General features: G+C 66.5%; 14 protein-coding genes and 2 pseudogenes. 9 read left to right on the top strand and 7 right to left on the bottom strand.

All coding sequences use genetic code 11. The features are described 5' to 3' along the window. Window positions 1–288: 288 nt before the first annotated feature. From AB0H21_RS15230 to AB0H21_RS15210, 5 genes and pseudogenes are all read left to right on the top strand, one after another. Window positions 289–351, top strand: a pseudogene (locus AB0H21_RS15230) (hypothetical protein); the annotation flags it as partial. 45 nt (window positions 352–396) lie between these two features. After that, window positions 397–619 (top strand): annotated as a pseudogene (locus AB0H21_RS15225) (glucose-6-phosphate isomerase); the annotation flags it as partial. Window positions 620–653: 34 nt separating this feature from the next. Further along, on the top strand, window positions 654–1,682 hold the full coding sequence (gene gnd / locus AB0H21_RS15220; protein ID WP_358516597.1) for a phosphogluconate dehydrogenase (NAD(+)-dependent, decarboxylating): 1,029 nt from the start codon (window positions 654–656) through the stop codon (window positions 1,680–1,682). A gap of 6 nt (window positions 1,683–1,688) precedes the next feature. Further along, window positions 1,689–2,363: a 6-phosphogluconolactonase gene (pgl, locus tag AB0H21_RS15215; protein WP_358516595.1), complete on the top strand. Its 675-nt coding sequence runs from the start codon at window positions 1,689–1,691 to the stop codon at window positions 2,361–2,363. Next, window positions 2,360–3,181: a Cof-type HAD-IIB family hydrolase gene (locus tag AB0H21_RS15210; protein WP_358516593.1), complete on the top strand. Its 822-nt coding sequence runs from the start codon at window positions 2,360–2,362 to the stop codon at window positions 3,179–3,181. Before pgl ends, AB0H21_RS15210 begins: the two co-directional genes overlap by 4 nt. Window positions 3,182–3,258: 77 nt before the next feature. On the opposite strand, the gene zwf is transcribed toward AB0H21_RS15210, so the two are convergent. Both zwf and AB0H21_RS15200 read right to left on the bottom strand, forming a co-directional pair. Next, a complete protein-coding gene (zwf, locus tag AB0H21_RS15205) occupies window positions 3,259–4,833 on the bottom strand; it encodes a glucose-6-phosphate dehydrogenase (protein ID WP_358516591.1) in 1,575 nt (524 codons plus the stop codon). A 24-nt stretch (window positions 4,834–4,857) separates the two neighbouring features. Further along, window positions 4,858–5,271 carry a DoxX family protein gene (locus tag AB0H21_RS15200; protein WP_358516590.1) on the bottom strand — a complete coding sequence of 138 codons (414 nt, stop codon included), beginning with the start codon at window positions 5,269–5,271 and terminating at the stop codon, window positions 4,858–4,860. A gap of 494 nt (window positions 5,272–5,765) precedes the next feature. On the opposite strand from AB0H21_RS15200, the gene AB0H21_RS15195 reads away from it, so the two are divergent. The 3 genes from AB0H21_RS15195 (at window position 5,766) to AB0H21_RS15185 (ending at window position 9,440) form a co-directional block, all read left to right on the top strand. Further along, entirely contained in the window at window positions 5,766–7,208 is a 1,443-nt protein-coding gene (locus AB0H21_RS15195) for an MFS transporter (protein WP_358516588.1), read from the top strand. A 414-nt stretch (window positions 7,209–7,622) separates the two neighbouring features. Beyond that, window positions 7,623–7,793 (top strand): hypothetical protein, encoded by a 171-nt coding sequence (locus AB0H21_RS15190; RefSeq protein WP_358516586.1) that lies wholly within the window; start codon window positions 7,623–7,625, stop codon window positions 7,791–7,793. 393 nt (window positions 7,794–8,186) lie between these two features. Further along, window positions 8,187–9,440: a hypothetical protein gene (locus AB0H21_RS15185; protein ID WP_358516584.1), complete on the top strand. Its 1,254-nt coding sequence runs from the start codon at window positions 8,187–8,189 to the stop codon at window positions 9,438–9,440. A gap of 114 nt (window positions 9,441–9,554) precedes the next feature. Here the strand turns inward: AB0H21_RS15185 and AB0H21_RS15180 are convergent, their stop codons facing one another. The 5 genes from AB0H21_RS15180 to AB0H21_RS15160 form a co-directional block, all read right to left on the bottom strand. Next, the gene (locus AB0H21_RS15180; RefSeq protein ID WP_358516582.1) at window positions 9,555–11,342 is read right to left on the bottom strand and encodes a glycosyltransferase family 39 protein; all 1,788 of its coding nucleotides are present in this window, start codon (window positions 11,340–11,342) and stop codon (window positions 9,555–9,557) included. Between the two features lie 18 nt (window positions 11,343–11,360). Further along, on the bottom strand, window positions 11,361–11,705 hold the full coding sequence (locus AB0H21_RS15175; protein ID WP_358516580.1) for a hypothetical protein: 345 nt from the start codon (window positions 11,703–11,705) through the stop codon (window positions 11,361–11,363). A 30-nt stretch (window positions 11,706–11,735) separates the two neighbouring features. Further along, window positions 11,736–11,858, bottom strand: coding sequence for a hypothetical protein (locus tag AB0H21_RS15170; RefSeq protein ID WP_358516578.1), 123 nt, complete (start codon window positions 11,856–11,858; stop codon window positions 11,736–11,738). A gap of 87 nt (window positions 11,859–11,945) precedes the next feature. After that, window positions 11,946–12,593 carry an FMN-binding negative transcriptional regulator gene (locus tag AB0H21_RS15165; protein WP_358516576.1) on the bottom strand — a complete coding sequence of 216 codons (648 nt, stop codon included), beginning with the start codon at window positions 12,591–12,593 and terminating at the stop codon, window positions 11,946–11,948. 44 nt (window positions 12,594–12,637) lie between these two features. After that, window positions 12,638–13,474, bottom strand: coding sequence for an EamA family transporter (locus AB0H21_RS15160; RefSeq protein ID WP_358516574.1), 837 nt, complete (start codon window positions 13,472–13,474; stop codon window positions 12,638–12,640). Between the two features lie 117 nt (window positions 13,475–13,591). On the opposite strand from AB0H21_RS15160, the gene AB0H21_RS15155 reads away from it, so the two are divergent. Beyond that, window positions 13,592–13,984 (top strand): helix-turn-helix transcriptional regulator, encoded by a 393-nt coding sequence (locus AB0H21_RS15155; RefSeq protein WP_358516572.1) that lies wholly within the window; start codon window positions 13,592–13,594, stop codon window positions 13,982–13,984. The last annotated feature ends 90 nt before the right edge of the window (window positions 13,985–14,074 follow it).

Below are 14,074 nucleotides of genomic sequence, written 5' to 3'. Positions count from 1 at the left end.
TTCACGCGCGGCTGTTCGCGGGTGTGGCCGCCAAAACGCAGCATCAGCCACATCGACCCCTCCGACATCTCCTTCAGCACGCCTTCCTCAGCGACGTGCTCGACGCCGGCCAAGTCGAGGAGGGTGTCGTAGACCCGAGGGCCGGCGGCTTGCGTTCGTTGCCGGTGGCGTCGGTGGGGCGTGGAAGAGGCGCCTCGGGATGGGTGAAGCGGTCTTCGGACCGCGCTCGGCGAACCGTTCGCTGACCTCGATCTCGGATCGCTGGTAGTCTCGTGATTAAGGGGACGTATGGACGCTTTGTCCATTAACACGATCCGTGGCCTGTGTTTGGACGCGATCCAGCGGGCCAAGTCGGGGCATCCGGGTACGCCGATGGATATCGCGCCGATGCCACAGTACCTCAAACGCTTCCCGGCCTACCTGCAGCAGCTGACGATGGAGTCGAACGGCAAGCGCGTCACCGTCGACGGTGTGCCGGTCGACTACGACACCGGCCCCCTGTACTGGGGCGAGCCCGGCACCAACGGTCAGTACAGCTTCTACCAGCTCATCCACCAGGGCACCCGGCTCATCCCGGTCGACTTGATCGGGTTCGCCAAGTCTGCCACTACCGGAGGTTGAAGCAGACCTAGAGACAACCGCTTGGGGGAATCATGGCATCGGACAGAGCCATCCAGCTGGGAATGGTCGGCCTGGGTCGGATGGGCGCCAACCTCGTCCGCCGGCTGATGCGCGACGGGCACGACTGCGTCGTCTACGACGTCAACGAAGACGCGGTCAAGGATCTGCAGGCCGAGGGCGCGACCGCCGCCACGTCGCTTCGCGACCTGGCGGGTAAGCTAGACCGGCCTCGGGCCGTGTGGCTGATGCTTCCCGCCGGGGTCGTTCAATCCGCGCTCGACCAGCTCGTCGAGGTGCTCGATGCCGGCGACACGGTGATCGATGGCGGCAACTCCTACTACCGCGACGACATCACCCGGGCCCACCGGCTCGCCGCCAAGGAGCTGCACTACATCGACTGCGGCACCTCCGGCGGGGTGTGGGGTCTCGAGCGCGGCTACTGCCTGATGATCGGCGGCGAGAACGAACCTGTCGAGCGACTCGACCCGATCTTCGCGACCATCGCTCCCGGCACAGGAACCGCTGAACCGACGCCGGGGCGGACCCGCGACGGCACCGCCCCCTACGGCTACCTGCACTGCGGCCCGAACGGAGCCGGGCACTTCGTGAAGATGGTTCACAACGGTGTGGAGTACGGGATGATGGCCGCGATCGCCGAGGGCCTGTCCATCGTCAGGCACGCGAACGCGGGGATGAAGGAACGGACCGTCGACGCCGAGACCGCGCCGCTTCGCGACCCCGAGGCCTACCAGTACGACATCGACGTCGCCGAGGTGGCGGAGGTGTGGCGCCGCGGATCGGTGGTGTCCTCCTGGCTGGTCGATCTGCTGGCCGACGCGCTGGCCCGATCCCCGCAGCTCCACGATTTCCGAGGGCATGTCTCGGACTCCGGCGAAGGGCGCTGGACGCTGATCGCCGCGATCGAGGAAAGCGTGCCCGCACCGGCCATCAGCGCGGCGCTGTCCGAACGGTTCTCTTCGCGTGGGCTCGGCCACTTCTCCGACGCGGCGCTCTCGGCGATGCGAGCCGAATTCGGTGGCCACGCGGAGAAGAAGGACTGACCCTGAATGCGCCACGACCTGCAGATCCTCGACGACCCGGACGCCGTGGCCACCCACGCCGCCGCCGAGGTCGCGAACCGCGCCACCGCCGCGGTCGTCGACCACGGGCGCTTCACCTTCGCCGTCAGCGGCGGCCACACGCCATGGAAGATGTTCGCGGCGCTCGCCACCCGCAACCTGCCCTGGCAGAACATCACCATCTTCCAGGCCGACGAACGCGTAGCACCCGATGGCGACCCGGACCGAAACCTGACCCACCTGCGGGAAAGCCTCGGCGCGGCGGGTGTCGAGATCGTACCCATGCCGGTGACCGACGCCGACCTGGAAGCCGCCGCGGGGCGATACGCCGAGCTGTTGCCGGCCAGATTCGATCTCGTCCATCTCGGCCTCGGCCCGGACGGTCACACCGCTTCCTTGGTCCCCGGCGACCCGGTGCTCACCGTGACCGATCGGCTGGTCGCGCTCACCCGGCCGTACCAGGGCCATCCGCGGATGACGCTCACCTATCCCGCCCTCGCCCGCGCCGACCAGCTACTCTGGCTCATCACCGGAGCCGACAAGCGAACACCACTGCGCAAGTTACTGGCCGGTGATCCGGCGATCCCCGCCGGGCGGGTGGAGGCGGCGCGCTCGTACGTGCTCGCGGACAAGGACGCCGCATACCCCAGGAGGTGGTCATGACCCAAGCAACGCGCCTGCTCCTAGCCGACGTCGACGGGACTCTGGTCACACCGAACAAGATCCTCACCAACCGCGCATGCGAGGCCGTTCACAGGCTCCACGAGGCCGGCATCCTCTTCGCGATCACCAGTGGCCGCCCGCCGCGCGGCATGTCCATGCTCGTCGACCCCCTCCAGCTCAACACGCCGATCGCCGCATTCAACGGCGGCCTGTTCGTGGAACCCGACATGTCGGCCATCAAGCAGCAGGTCATCCCGGACCCCATGGTCGACCCGGTGATCTCGTTGCTGGAGTCGTTCGATCTCGATGTCTGGATCTACCAGGGCACCGAATGGTATGTGCGCAACCCGAACGGGCCGCACGTCGACCGGGAAGCCTGGACCGTGAAGTTCGTACCCATCGCCACGAACAGTTACGCCCATGCCCGCGAGGTTGTCAAGATCGTTGGAGTGAGCGACGACCTCGACGCGGTCGCGAAGGCCTCCGAAGCCGCCCACGCGAGGATCGGCGACCACGTCTCGGCGGCCCGCTCCCAGCCGTACTACCTCGACATCACCCATCCCAACGCGAACAAAGGACAGGTGGCGCAATTTTTGGCCGAACGATTCTCGATCCCCGCCGCCGCGATCGCCACCATCGGTGACATGCCCAACGACGTCCTCATGTTCGCCCACTCCGGCCTCAGCATCGCGATGGGAAACGCGAGCATCGAAGTCCAGCGGGCGGCCCGGCGGATCACAACGTCCAACGAGGACGAAGGCTTCGCCAATGCCGTCGAGCGCTACATTCTGCGATCGTCGTCAGCGATCTCGCACTGAGGTGCACGGAGCTCTTCTTCAAGGGCTAAATCGTAATCCGTGGCCTGTTGGAGGAGACAGCGACGCGGGTATCACGGTCAGGCTTGGACGACGGTGGGAATCCAGTGGCCCTCCTCGGCGAGCCGGTCGGCGCTGGACGGCCCCCAGGAGCCGCGTTCGTACCGCTCCGGCGGAGCCGTGGCGTCGAGGATGGAAGCGACGATGCGCCATTCCTCCTCCACGTTGTCCTGGCGGGCGAAGTGGCGCGGGTCGCCCGAAAGCGCATCCGTGAAGATCCGCTCGTACGCGCTCTCCAGCTGACCCGGCCCGCCCCGGAAGTCGACCGACACCGGCACCTCGCGAATCGCGTCGATCTGTCCGGGGGCCTTGGCGAGCAGCTCGAACGTTACCCCGGGATTGGGCTCCAGCCGGAAGCGCACGATGTTCGGTCGCGGCCGGTCGCCGTCGCCGGATGCGAACAGCATGCGCGGCGGCCGGCGGAACCGTACCGCGATCTCGGTGCTCGTGACCGCGAGCGCCTTACCCGTCCTGATCAGGAATGGCACGTCGGCCCAGCGCCAGTTGTCGATCCACAGCCGCACCGCGGCGTAGGTCTCCACGGTCGACCCGGCGGCAACGCCCGGCGTGTCGCGGTATCCATCGTACTGGCCGCGCACCAGGTCATCAGGGTCGATCGCGCGTATCGCACACATCAGCCGGCGTTTTTCGTCGCGTTCGCTCTCGGCGCCGTGGTCGGCCGGAGGATCCATGGTCAGGTACGCCAGGACCTGCAGCAGATGATTCTGTACGACGTCGCGGACGGCGCCCACCGCGTCATAGAACGCCCCCCTGTCGGCTGCGTCGAACGCCTCTGCCATCGTGATCTGCACGGCGGCGACATGATCACGGTTCCAGATCGGCTCCAGCAGGCTGTTGGCGAAACGGAACACCACCAGGTTCTGCACCGTCTCCTTATCAAGGAAATGATCAACCCGCAGCAGCCGCTCCTCCGGGAAATGCCGGTGCAGCGCGGTGTTGAGCTGCCGCGCGGAGGCAAGGTCGTGGCCGAACGGCTTCTCCACCACCAGCCGGCCGCGGGCGCTCAGTCCCTCGGCCCCCAGCCGCTCGGCTATCGGCCCGAACAGCGCGGGCGGCACAGCCAGATAGTGCACCGCGAACGCGTCGTCGGGAATGTGGCGCGCGACCTCCGAATAGAGGTCGGGCTTTGTCACGTCGCCGACCACCGGCACGAGCCTGCCGACGAACGCGCCGAACACCTCCTCATCGACCCCTCCGCAGGCGGCGGCGACGCTGTCATGCACGTGGTCGCGCAGCGCGGCCGCGTCCAGCGGCCCGCGATCCACGCCGATGACCGGAACGTCGAGTAAGCCGCGGGCGGTGAGCCGATACAGCGCTGGAATGATCTTCTTCTTGGCGAGATTCCCGGCGATGCCGTACAGCACCAGGACCTGCCCTCGCGGAATGCTCATGATGCCCCCATCCGGGGCACTGTCCCGGCCCTCGGGCGTGCCCCCGAATACGTCTGATAACTGAATCAGCAGACGGAGCGCCACCATGAACCGCGCGCTCCATGGCGTGTAGCGACGGCGGAACTCGGTGAACTTGGCCGGATCATGGACATACCATCGGCGCAGTTCGGTCGAGGGCGCCACGTCCTTGCTCCCGATGAGGGAGTGTCATTCCTGGGCCTTGCGACCCCGCCGCCACAGGCTGTCCGCGGCGAGGAATCCTCCCCTGCTATAGGCGAGGGCGATGGAGACAGCCAAGAGTGTCAGAACGTACTCGTAACCGTCCTTGGATACCCAGAAGCCCTTGCTTGCGTGAACGAAGATGATCGCGAACAGCATGTCGAGCGCAAGCAGCGTGCCGAACAACGGCAGCAGCAACCCGAGCACAAGAGCCACGCCTCCGACCAGTTCGACAGCCGCGGCCACCAGGGTCGACACCCTGGGCAGGGGTACATGGGACGACTGAAAGAACGCGGTGGTGGCGTCGATGCTCGTGAATTTCTCCACCCCGTGCACAATGAAGATGATGCCCACGATGACCCGAGCGACCAGCAGCGCGATCTGGTAAGCCTTCTCCATCATGAAAGTCTCCCTCTCGTTAAAACGCTCGTAGCGATCCAGGGGCGATGACCCGCAGAGCTACTTAGCAAGCGGAGGGTCCTCACAGGACGATGCGGTTCCACGCTACGTCCAGCTCAACAGCCGCACAGCCCAGCCCGGTTAATGATCCGTCCAAGATCGCTTGCTTGCCTGAGTATGCCGTCGAGTCGGTCGTCGGCAGATGTCAGGGAGATCCAATCGATACCGTTCTGTGAGTGTATTGGGAACCTGGTTCCGGAATAGGACAAGGAGAGTGGATTTTCGCCGATCACCTAGGGGAGATCCACCGAGCGTCATCACGCCTTCTCGCTCGTGGCAACAGCCACGACGGCGGTGCGGGAAGTCCCCACGATGCCGGGCCGCCGGAGGACTATGAGTACGTAAGGAAAGATTTGGCTCGGTGCGGCTTTATGGTGGCGGTAGTCAGCGGCACTGTGCGGTGCCGTGGCGAGACGGTGTAACGGAGCGTTGCTCCGGTGCCCGATCAGATGAGTGGCGGCGTCCCTGCAGGCGGGGCGCCCGGCGAGCATGGGCAGAAGCCTTCGGACCCCCGCCGGTGGAAGGCTCTGGGCGTCTGCCTGATCGCCGGTTTCGTCACATGGTTGGACATCAGCATTGTCAACGTGGCGCTACCCGCTATCCGCATCGCGTTACACGCCTCGCCGAGCGACCTGCAGTGGGTTGTTTCTGGATACGCGTTCGCCTTCGGGCTGGTGCTGATACCCGCCGGGCGGTTCGGCGACGCACACGGCCGGCACAATGTATTTGTCTTCGGCTCGGTCCTTTTCACATTGGCCAGCGCCGTGGCGGGAGCAGCCTCGGGACCGGGTTGGCTGATCGTGGCACGGGTCGTACAGGGGGCTGCTGCAGGTGTGATGGCCCCGCAGATCACCGGCCTGATCGAGCAGCTTTTCTGGGGCGCGGAACGGGGACGGGCCTTCGGACTGCTCGGCGCCGTGATCAGCTTCTCCACGGCAATCGGCCCGCTATTGGGCGGCCTGCTTATTCAATTTACCGGCCAAGAGGCGGGCTGGCGCCATGTCTTGCACGTCAGCATACCGATCAGCATCATCACCGTGATCTTGGCGTACCGATACGTACCTAGGCAGCAGGTTAGGAAACGGAAACGAGAGAGCATTGATCCTGTTGGAGTTTTAATTCTGGCTGCTGGTATATTGCTGCTGCTATTGCCGCTCGTGGAAGGACATGAGTGGCAGGCACAGAGCAAGTGGCTGTTGCTGTTGGCTTCGGCCGTCGTCCTGGCCGGGTTCGTACGCTGGGAGCGTTGGTACGGACAGCGAAGCAGTCCGATGGTTGATATGTCCCTGTTTCGTCGAGGCTCATATGTCCTCGGCGTATTGCTCGCTGCGCTGTATTTTGGCGGATTCACCGCAATCTTCTACCTTGTCACTCAATACTTGCAAGAAGGCCTGCATTATTCCGCTCTGCGGGCAGGTTTGTTGAGTGCGACGTTCGCGCTGGGATCAGCATTCAGTGCCGCACTGAGCGGTCGACTCGTCGTCCGATTCGGCCGCCCGCTCCTCGCATTCGGACTGGTGCTGGTCACGGTTGGATTGGGCGCCACGGAACCCGCCATGCGGCTGGCTACCGGCCAAAGCGGGGCCTGGATGATCGCAGCAGCACTGTTTCTGGCAGGGCTGGGCAACGGCCTGATCGTCTCGCCAAACCAGACATTCACCTTGTCGGCGGTGCCGTTCGCCGAGGCCGGCGTTGCCGGCGGCGTGCTTCAGACAGGACAGCGAATCGGCGCCTCCGTCGGTCTTGCGGCGGTGGGTTCGGCTCATGGCATCCATGCGAAGGCGTTCCAGCACGCCCTACTGATCAACATGATGTTCGTGCTGGCCGCGCTAGTTGTGGCTGTTGTCGACGTATTCGTGGAGCGCCGAGCCAACCGATGATTGGGCCATCGCTTAGTGGGGGGCGCGTGGGGCTTGCCTGCAGCGGGCACCCGGTCCGGTAGGCGCGGTTAACACCGAGCGATCATGTCATCAGACCCGTAGCGCATGCAGCATTCGGTCACCGCCGTGCGGTCCGAGGAGATCGGGTTCTGGGTCGTATGCCCACGGTATGCCCGTGAAGATCGACTGGCGGGTCCGACGATCCGCATTTCGGTGGCGATCTCACTATGCTGCGGCTACTGTATGCCTCTTGCGATTGGTGGAGACAGATCCGGAGTTGGCCGAGGCAGTGGATGAAGAGCGCTCTCAGCCGCTTTGCCGTCGGTTGTCCATTGCAGGGATCGGTGCCTCTGGTGAAGGGAATCTCTCGGAACAGGTCGAGGATCTGCTAGCGGAGCGGTTCAATCGGTCAACGTGGCTGCCACGCTGCTGGACACCGGCCCCCTGATCGCCGTCGTCGATCGGGATGACAAGTACCACACCTCGTGCGTACGTCTCCTTGAAGAGTTGGAAGTGCCGCTCCTGCTGCCTTCAACCATCTTGATCGAGGCCGGTTGGACCATCAACTCTGCCAGGAATGCTTAGCTGACCTGGCCGGTCGAGGGGAGCGGGTGACGGGAATCGGACCCGCGCTGTCAGCTTGGGAAGTGTATCGATCGCTGCTCGCAGAGCTCTGACGTGCGCATAAGGCCGGTCATCAGAGAGCGATCCGCTGGGGAGTCTGAGGTATGTACCTCTCCTTGGCAGCGCGGAAGACCACATCGAGTCGTGAATGTAGTAGTCCCCGACCTGATTCGACCCGTTCGGTCGCTGAATGCTCGAACTGAGCAAGCAAATGCATGCTTGACGGTCAGGGCGATACGCGATCTCTTTAGGTGAAGCGGCCGGATCTCATGGAGATCTTGACGCCATCGGCGCGGCGTGTTGTCATCTGCATAACCGTTATTTCGTACTTGTTTAGTAGGAAATGGGGGAGTTGTGAGGGTTCTCCGGCGTGTGGCCGCGATGGTCGCGCTCCTGGTGGGCGCGGTCGGCATCCAGGTCGTCCAGGGCGGAGCGGCGCAGGCGGCCCTGCCCACCGCGGCCGTCGCGCTCGGCGACAGCTTCGTCAGCGGTGAGGGCGCAGGGGACTACCAACCCGTCGTCGACGCCTCTGGAACGGCACAGGCATTCCCCGGCTGGTCGGCGGCCAACAGCAACGCCTACTTCTGCCACCGGTCGGCGAACGCCTCGTTGTTCAAGGCGTCACTCCCCGGCATCCAGGACCGCTTCAACCTCGCGTGCTCCGGCGGTCAGCCCGCCGACATCGCCAACCCCTCCAGCGCCCGCGCCAACGGCCGCTCCGTCGCCTCGCAACTCGACCAGCTACGCGCCGTCGCCCAGACCCACGACATCGACGTCGTCCTCATCGGCCTCGGCTCCAACAACGCCCAGTTCACCTTCGGCGATGTGGCCACGCTGTGCGCCAACCGCTTCATCGCGGACGCCTGGACGGGCTGGTGGGAGTTCTGGGCGTATCTGGGCGGCCCGGTGCCGCAGGAGCCCTGCACCGTCTCGGACCTGGCCAGTGACGCCGAGGTCGCCGCCGCCACCACCGAGACCACCGCCGCCCTGCGCCGGATCCTCGACACCCTCGACCAAATCGACGCCGACGGCGTCCACCAGGTAGTCCTGCAGACCTACACCAACCCGCTGCCGCTCGACGTCGCCCCGCAGTACTGGGACGAGGACGGCCGCACCGACACCCGCGACAAGTTCCGCGCCCTCGGCGCCGAGCGGTACGCCGCCGGCTGCCCGATCCACCGCGCGAGCCTCGCCCCCGGGTACGTGTTCTCCCAGGACCTCGGCTCCCTGGTCAAGAACGCCTACTCCACGCTGGCGGCCGAGCGTCCGACGGCCGACCTGCGCGTGCTGGACGTCCAAAGGGCCTTCGACGGGGCCCGGCTCTGCGAGAACCCCGGAAGCCCGGCGGGCGCGCTCGCCACGCCGCTCCGGGTGCAGGACGGGCCGTCCGGTACGTTCATCACCAGCCTGTCCGGCTGGGACAAGATCGGCATCCAGCGGCTGGCGAACACCTGCGTCACCTACTTCCAGACCTGCCAGGAGTCGTGGCACCCCAACGCCGCGGGTCACGCCGCCCTCGGCCAGTGCCTGACCGGCGCCCTCGCCGCCGCGCCCCGCACGATCGTCACGTGCGCCCGTAACGCGAACGGCGCGCTCACCATCTCCTGACGTCTCCCCTCGACGCGCGAAGCGCGCGCCACAAGGCCTGGTGATTCACCGGGAAGACAAGAACCGCTGGACCTTGGCCGAGGCCGTCGGATCTCAGCCAGTCCTCCACGCTGATCAACTGACTGACGTTCCACGCGAATCGGATGTCCTCATCCAGACCTGGTAGGAGCCGTCCCCGAAGGTGGTGGAGAATGGCAGCTCCGCGTAGAGGCGGTACTTGCCGCTAGTCGGCAGGGCCTTCGCGATGGCCGGATCGAACTTCGAGACTCCGGGCTTCTGCAGCACCACAAAGTTGTAGCGGCCGTCATCGATGGCTGCCGCAAAGGCGTCCGCACCGGTGCGCTTGACGCCCTTGGTGTCGGTGTAGTTGAGGTAGTAGGTGCCCGTCCACTGATTCCATTTGGTGATGTCCCGGAAATAGTAGATTGGCACCTGCGCGATGTCCGAGAGGTACCGGCCGTTGCCGTTCACGTGTGGACGGAGAAGGTCGACGAGGCGCGTCGAGTCCGGCCAGGTCGCGTACCGTCGCTGGGACTGCTCCATGCCGTCGGAGAGCGCAAGCACGATGATCAGCAGGCCGGTCGCGGCGCGGATGATCAGCAGGCCGACGCCGATCGTGGCGCGGCGGAAACGTGGGCCGATCGCGGCGCGGCGGAAATGCGGGCCGACGATCCTGGCGAGGCCCAGCCCGGCCAGCGGTGCGAAGAAGAAGAGGCCGAACCCGACGTGCTTGTGGAGGGACACGGAGGTCGACAAGTGAATCTGGTAGGCCGGGGCCAGCAGACCCGTCCCACAGAGCAGGAGGCCCAGCATCGCACGCCAGATCCTGCCCGGCTCTTCGCCAGTGGCCTTCCGGGCCGCGGAGGTGACCTCGCCGATACGGCCGCGCCACACGTAGGACAGTGCCCCCCAGCACGCCAAGGCGAGGGCCAACCCTATCCAGTCGGCGGACACGTCGATCAGCGAGCTCGTGGAGTTGGTGCCGTGAGCCCGGGAGGTGGTGGTGAACTGGATGCCCGCCAGGATGGAACTGCCGTACAGCACCGCGCCGCCGATGGCTCCCAGGGCGGCTGACAGCAGCACCCCGCGCCAGAGCGCGCGGGCGCCCCGATGGGGCCAGGCGACGATGACGGCCAGGGCGACGACCGTGGGGATGAAGAGTCCGGCGGCGTACTTGGTGCAGAAGGCGAGGACCAGGATCGGTGCGGCGAACAGGACCGTGAACGGATTGGCCCGGTCGGTGCGCACCACGACCCACGCCGCGAAGGCCAGCAGGAACAGGGCCGCGGAGTCGAAGGTCGCGAACCAACCCAGCACGATCGTCGACTGGGCGGCCACGAAGAGTGCGGCCGCGAACAGGCCCACGCGCTCCTCGAAGAGGCGGCGGGTCAGCGAATAGAGCAGGCCCGTGCAGCCGAGCATGAACAACAGGCTCAGGGCGCGTGCCCCGGTCAGGTCGCCCAGAGAGTCCATGGCCCCCGCGAGCAGGGGATACAGCATCGGTGAACCTGAGAAGGTGCTGCTGTACGAGGAGTTCACCGGAGCCCCGTGGAAGATGTGCGCGAACTCCGCGTGGCCGGCGTAGATGTACAGCGCCTCGTCCATGAAGGCGGTGTTGTGCAGCCGCATCGACAGCAGGGCCTGCACCACCATGATGAGGCCGAGACCAGCTCGGCACACCCAGGCACGCCGGCGACCGTCCCGGGCTGACCACCCGGCCGGGGCGACCTCGGGGACAAGGTGGGCAGGTGTGTCGTGGAGCGGGGCCCCCATGCTGTCCAGCACGCGCGGGGCCTCCTGGCCCTCCTGGATCGACGAGCGGCTCACCTGGAGTTCGTCCCCGAGCCGCTGCGGGGCGGTGCGTCCGGTGCCGAAGGCCGGGGTTGTGATCTCAACCTCCATCAAGGTGCCCTATCTCCATCAACGGTGCTCCATGTTGAATCCGGCGAGAGCGTTCGTGACCGCAGAATGGAAGGCCGCCAGGGATTGCGAGCCGCTGTCGACCTTCCAGTCGGTCTCATCTTTCACGCCGGCCTGGTAGTAGGTGTACCAGTTGAAGCCGATGACATCCTTCCGCGCAGCGAGGGTCGCGACGAGGTCGTCGATCTCAGTGGGCTTATGGGTCCCGGGCGGAGCGGCTGTCTCCAAGATGAGGAAACGGCTTCTTGGTGAAGCCCGGATTTCGTCGAGCGTCGGGCCGAAGAGCGAATTACCTGGGTAGGCGATGTGCAGCACCCGCGGATCGCTGTCCAGAAACTCGGCCACCCGCTGGGCTGTGGACAGATGCCGGCGCAGTCACAGCGGCAGGGTGGTCGCACCGCAGGAGATCAGCCATGCGTTGAACGGTGAGATGGCGCCTCCCACGTTGATCATCGCCTCGGTCTTGATCGGGAGGATCAGTTCCCTGGACCCGACCACCACACCACGACAGCGGGAGTGAGGTGGAAGGCGGGCATGGGCGGAGTTCCGTTCCCCTGCATGCGGTACGTGCGCCGGTTGCCGGGGTCAGGGCTTCCAGGGGCCGATGCGGTCCAGGCGGCGGCGCTGCTGGCGTGCGGTGGGAACATCGAGACCCTGACCGCGTCCGGTGAGGTGGTCGGCGACGGCGGCGCGGTGCTCGACGGGTTTGTGGTCGTCGTATTTGAACTTGGCCACTGCTTCGATTACCTCCAAGCGCAGTCCGCGGATGCCGGGCAGCATCCGGCCGTAGGGAGGCTGGTCGACGGCGACGGGGGCGTGGTCGCCGTCGGGCTGGAAGTGGGCGAGCTGGCGTCGCAGCAGCTCGGCCTTGGCCTCGGGGTCGTCGACGATGCCGGCCCGGCAGGTGAACTGGACGGCCGTGTAGTAGCTGGTGGGCACGCCCTCGTGGGGCGGGGTGCCGGTCTTGGCCCGCCAGGGGCCTGGGATGAAGGCGTAGTCGCCGATGACGGTGAAGACGACGTTCGGGTCGTGCTCGATCGCCGCCCAGACCGGGTTGGGCCGGGCGAGGTGGACCAGAAGGTGGTGTCCGTCACAGGTGAAGTGGGTGGGGACGACGATGGGCGGGTGGCCGGGCAGGCCGTTGACGCTCAGCTGCCCGAAGTCGTGGCCTTCGGCGATCCAGGTCTGCCATTCGGCCTCGTCCAGGCCGGCGTCCCAGGGCTGTATGAACATGCTGTTCTCCTTGGTTCGGTGGTGTGGTGGGCTGCGTGGCTCGCTCAGGCCAGGGCGAGCAGGCTGACGGCGACCGCGGCGGTGCCCAGGCCGACGAGCTGGCCGCGGTGGATGCGTTCGGCGAGCACGCTGCGGGCGAGCAGGACCGTGCCTGCCGGGTAGAGGGCGGTGATCACGGCGACGACGGCGAGGTCCCCGCTGCGGGCGGCGAGCAGGAACAGCAGGTTCGCCACCGAGTCCAGCACGCCCGCGGCCGCCGAGATCGCGTACGCGGGCCGCTCGGAGCCCAGCTTGCGGCGCATCAGCCCGGCCGCGGCCAGGGTGACGGCCGAGGAGACCGCCCGGCCCACGATCAGCGGAGCCACCCCGCTGTCGGGCGGCGTCTGGTGCAGGAAGATCAGCTGAAGGGCGATGGCGGCGCCCGCACCGAATGCCGGCAGCAGCGCGGCAGGCGAGGGGCGTGCCGAGCCCGCGCCGTGTCCGGCGCTGACCAGCACCACCGCCACCAGCGCGAGCGGCAGGCCCACCAGGGCGGCGGCGGCCAGGTGCTCGCCTTGCAGCAGGCCGGCACCGACGGGCAGCGCGGCGGACACCAGCGCGGTCACGGGCGACAGCACGTTCATCGGACCGATCGCCAGGGTGCGGTAGAGCAGGGCGAACGCGGCGGCCGAGGCGACCCCCGAGGCGGCGCCCCAGCCGAGGGCCGCGGTGTTGAAGGAGGCGCCGAGCAGCGGCCACAGCAGCAGTTCTACCGCGAGACTGGCCGGGGCCGCGATCATCACGGTGCGCAGCACATGGGCCCTGCGGGCGCTGAGGCCGCCGAGGAAATCGGCGCACCCGTAAGCGAGTGAGCTGCCCAGGGCCAGCAGCAGAGCGATCACATGATATCCCTTACTATTTCACTAGAACGACCAAACCGTACAACATATCGACCGGTGGCGGTCAATCGAACGACCTACTAGTGCATTCGAATGGTCAACTGTGAGGATGGTGATCAGGTGGCCGAGACAGCCGCAGCCCTGCGGACGGTCGCGCACAACGTCCGGGCGGCCCGCGTCCGCGCGGGTTTGTCCCTGGAGGAACTCAGCCGGCGCGCCCAGGTCAGCAAGGGTGCCCTGGTGGGACTGGAGAAAGCCCAGGGCAACCCCAACCTCGCCACCCTGGTCCGGCTGGCCGACACCTTCGGCATTTCGGTGTCCGCCCTGATGCAGGGACCGCCCCAAAGCCGCGTCCGCGTCGTGGCCGCCGACGCCGTGGCACCACTGTGGACCGGAGAACGGGGCAGCGAGGCCCGGCTCATGCTGACGACCTCAGGCCCGGCCCCTGTCGAGGTCTGGCGCTGGCGACTGGAGCCGGACGAGGAATACCCCAGCCACCCCCACCAGGTGTAGGACGACACTCAGGTTGAGTACGTAGGAGGCGTACGGCGACATCGCCGTTGTCCATGATCTTGAGGGTCGTTCTTTGGATTGTTCTTGTTC

It is taken from the genome of Sphaerisporangium sp. NPDC051011 (assembly GCF_040653595.1).
Lineage (GTDB): Bacteria > Actinomycetota > Actinomycetes > Streptosporangiales > Streptosporangiaceae > Sphaerisporangium.
This window is presented reverse-complemented; position numbering and strand designations above follow the sequence as displayed.

Coding starts and splice junctions, on each gene's coding strand:
- gnd (WP_358516597.1), top strand. CDS start 654: ATGGCATCGGACAGAGCCATCCAGCTGGGAATGGTCGGCCTGGGTCGG.
- pgl (WP_358516595.1), top strand. CDS start 1,689: ATGCGCCACGACCTGCAGATCCTCGACGACCCGGACGCCGTGGCCACC.
- AB0H21_RS15210 (WP_358516593.1), top strand. CDS start 2,360: ATGACCCAAGCAACGCGCCTGCTCCTAGCCGACGTCGACGGGACTCTG.
- AB0H21_RS15200 (WP_358516590.1), bottom strand. CDS start 5,271: ATGATGGAGAAGGCTTACCAGATCGCGCTGCTGGTCGCTCGGGTCATC.
- AB0H21_RS15180 (WP_358516582.1), bottom strand. CDS start 11,342: ATGGAGGTTGAGATCACAACCCCGGCCTTCGGCACCGGACGCACCGCC.
- AB0H21_RS15165 (WP_358516576.1), bottom strand. CDS start 12,593: ATGTTCATACAGCCCTGGGACGCCGGCCTGGACGAGGCCGAATGGCAG.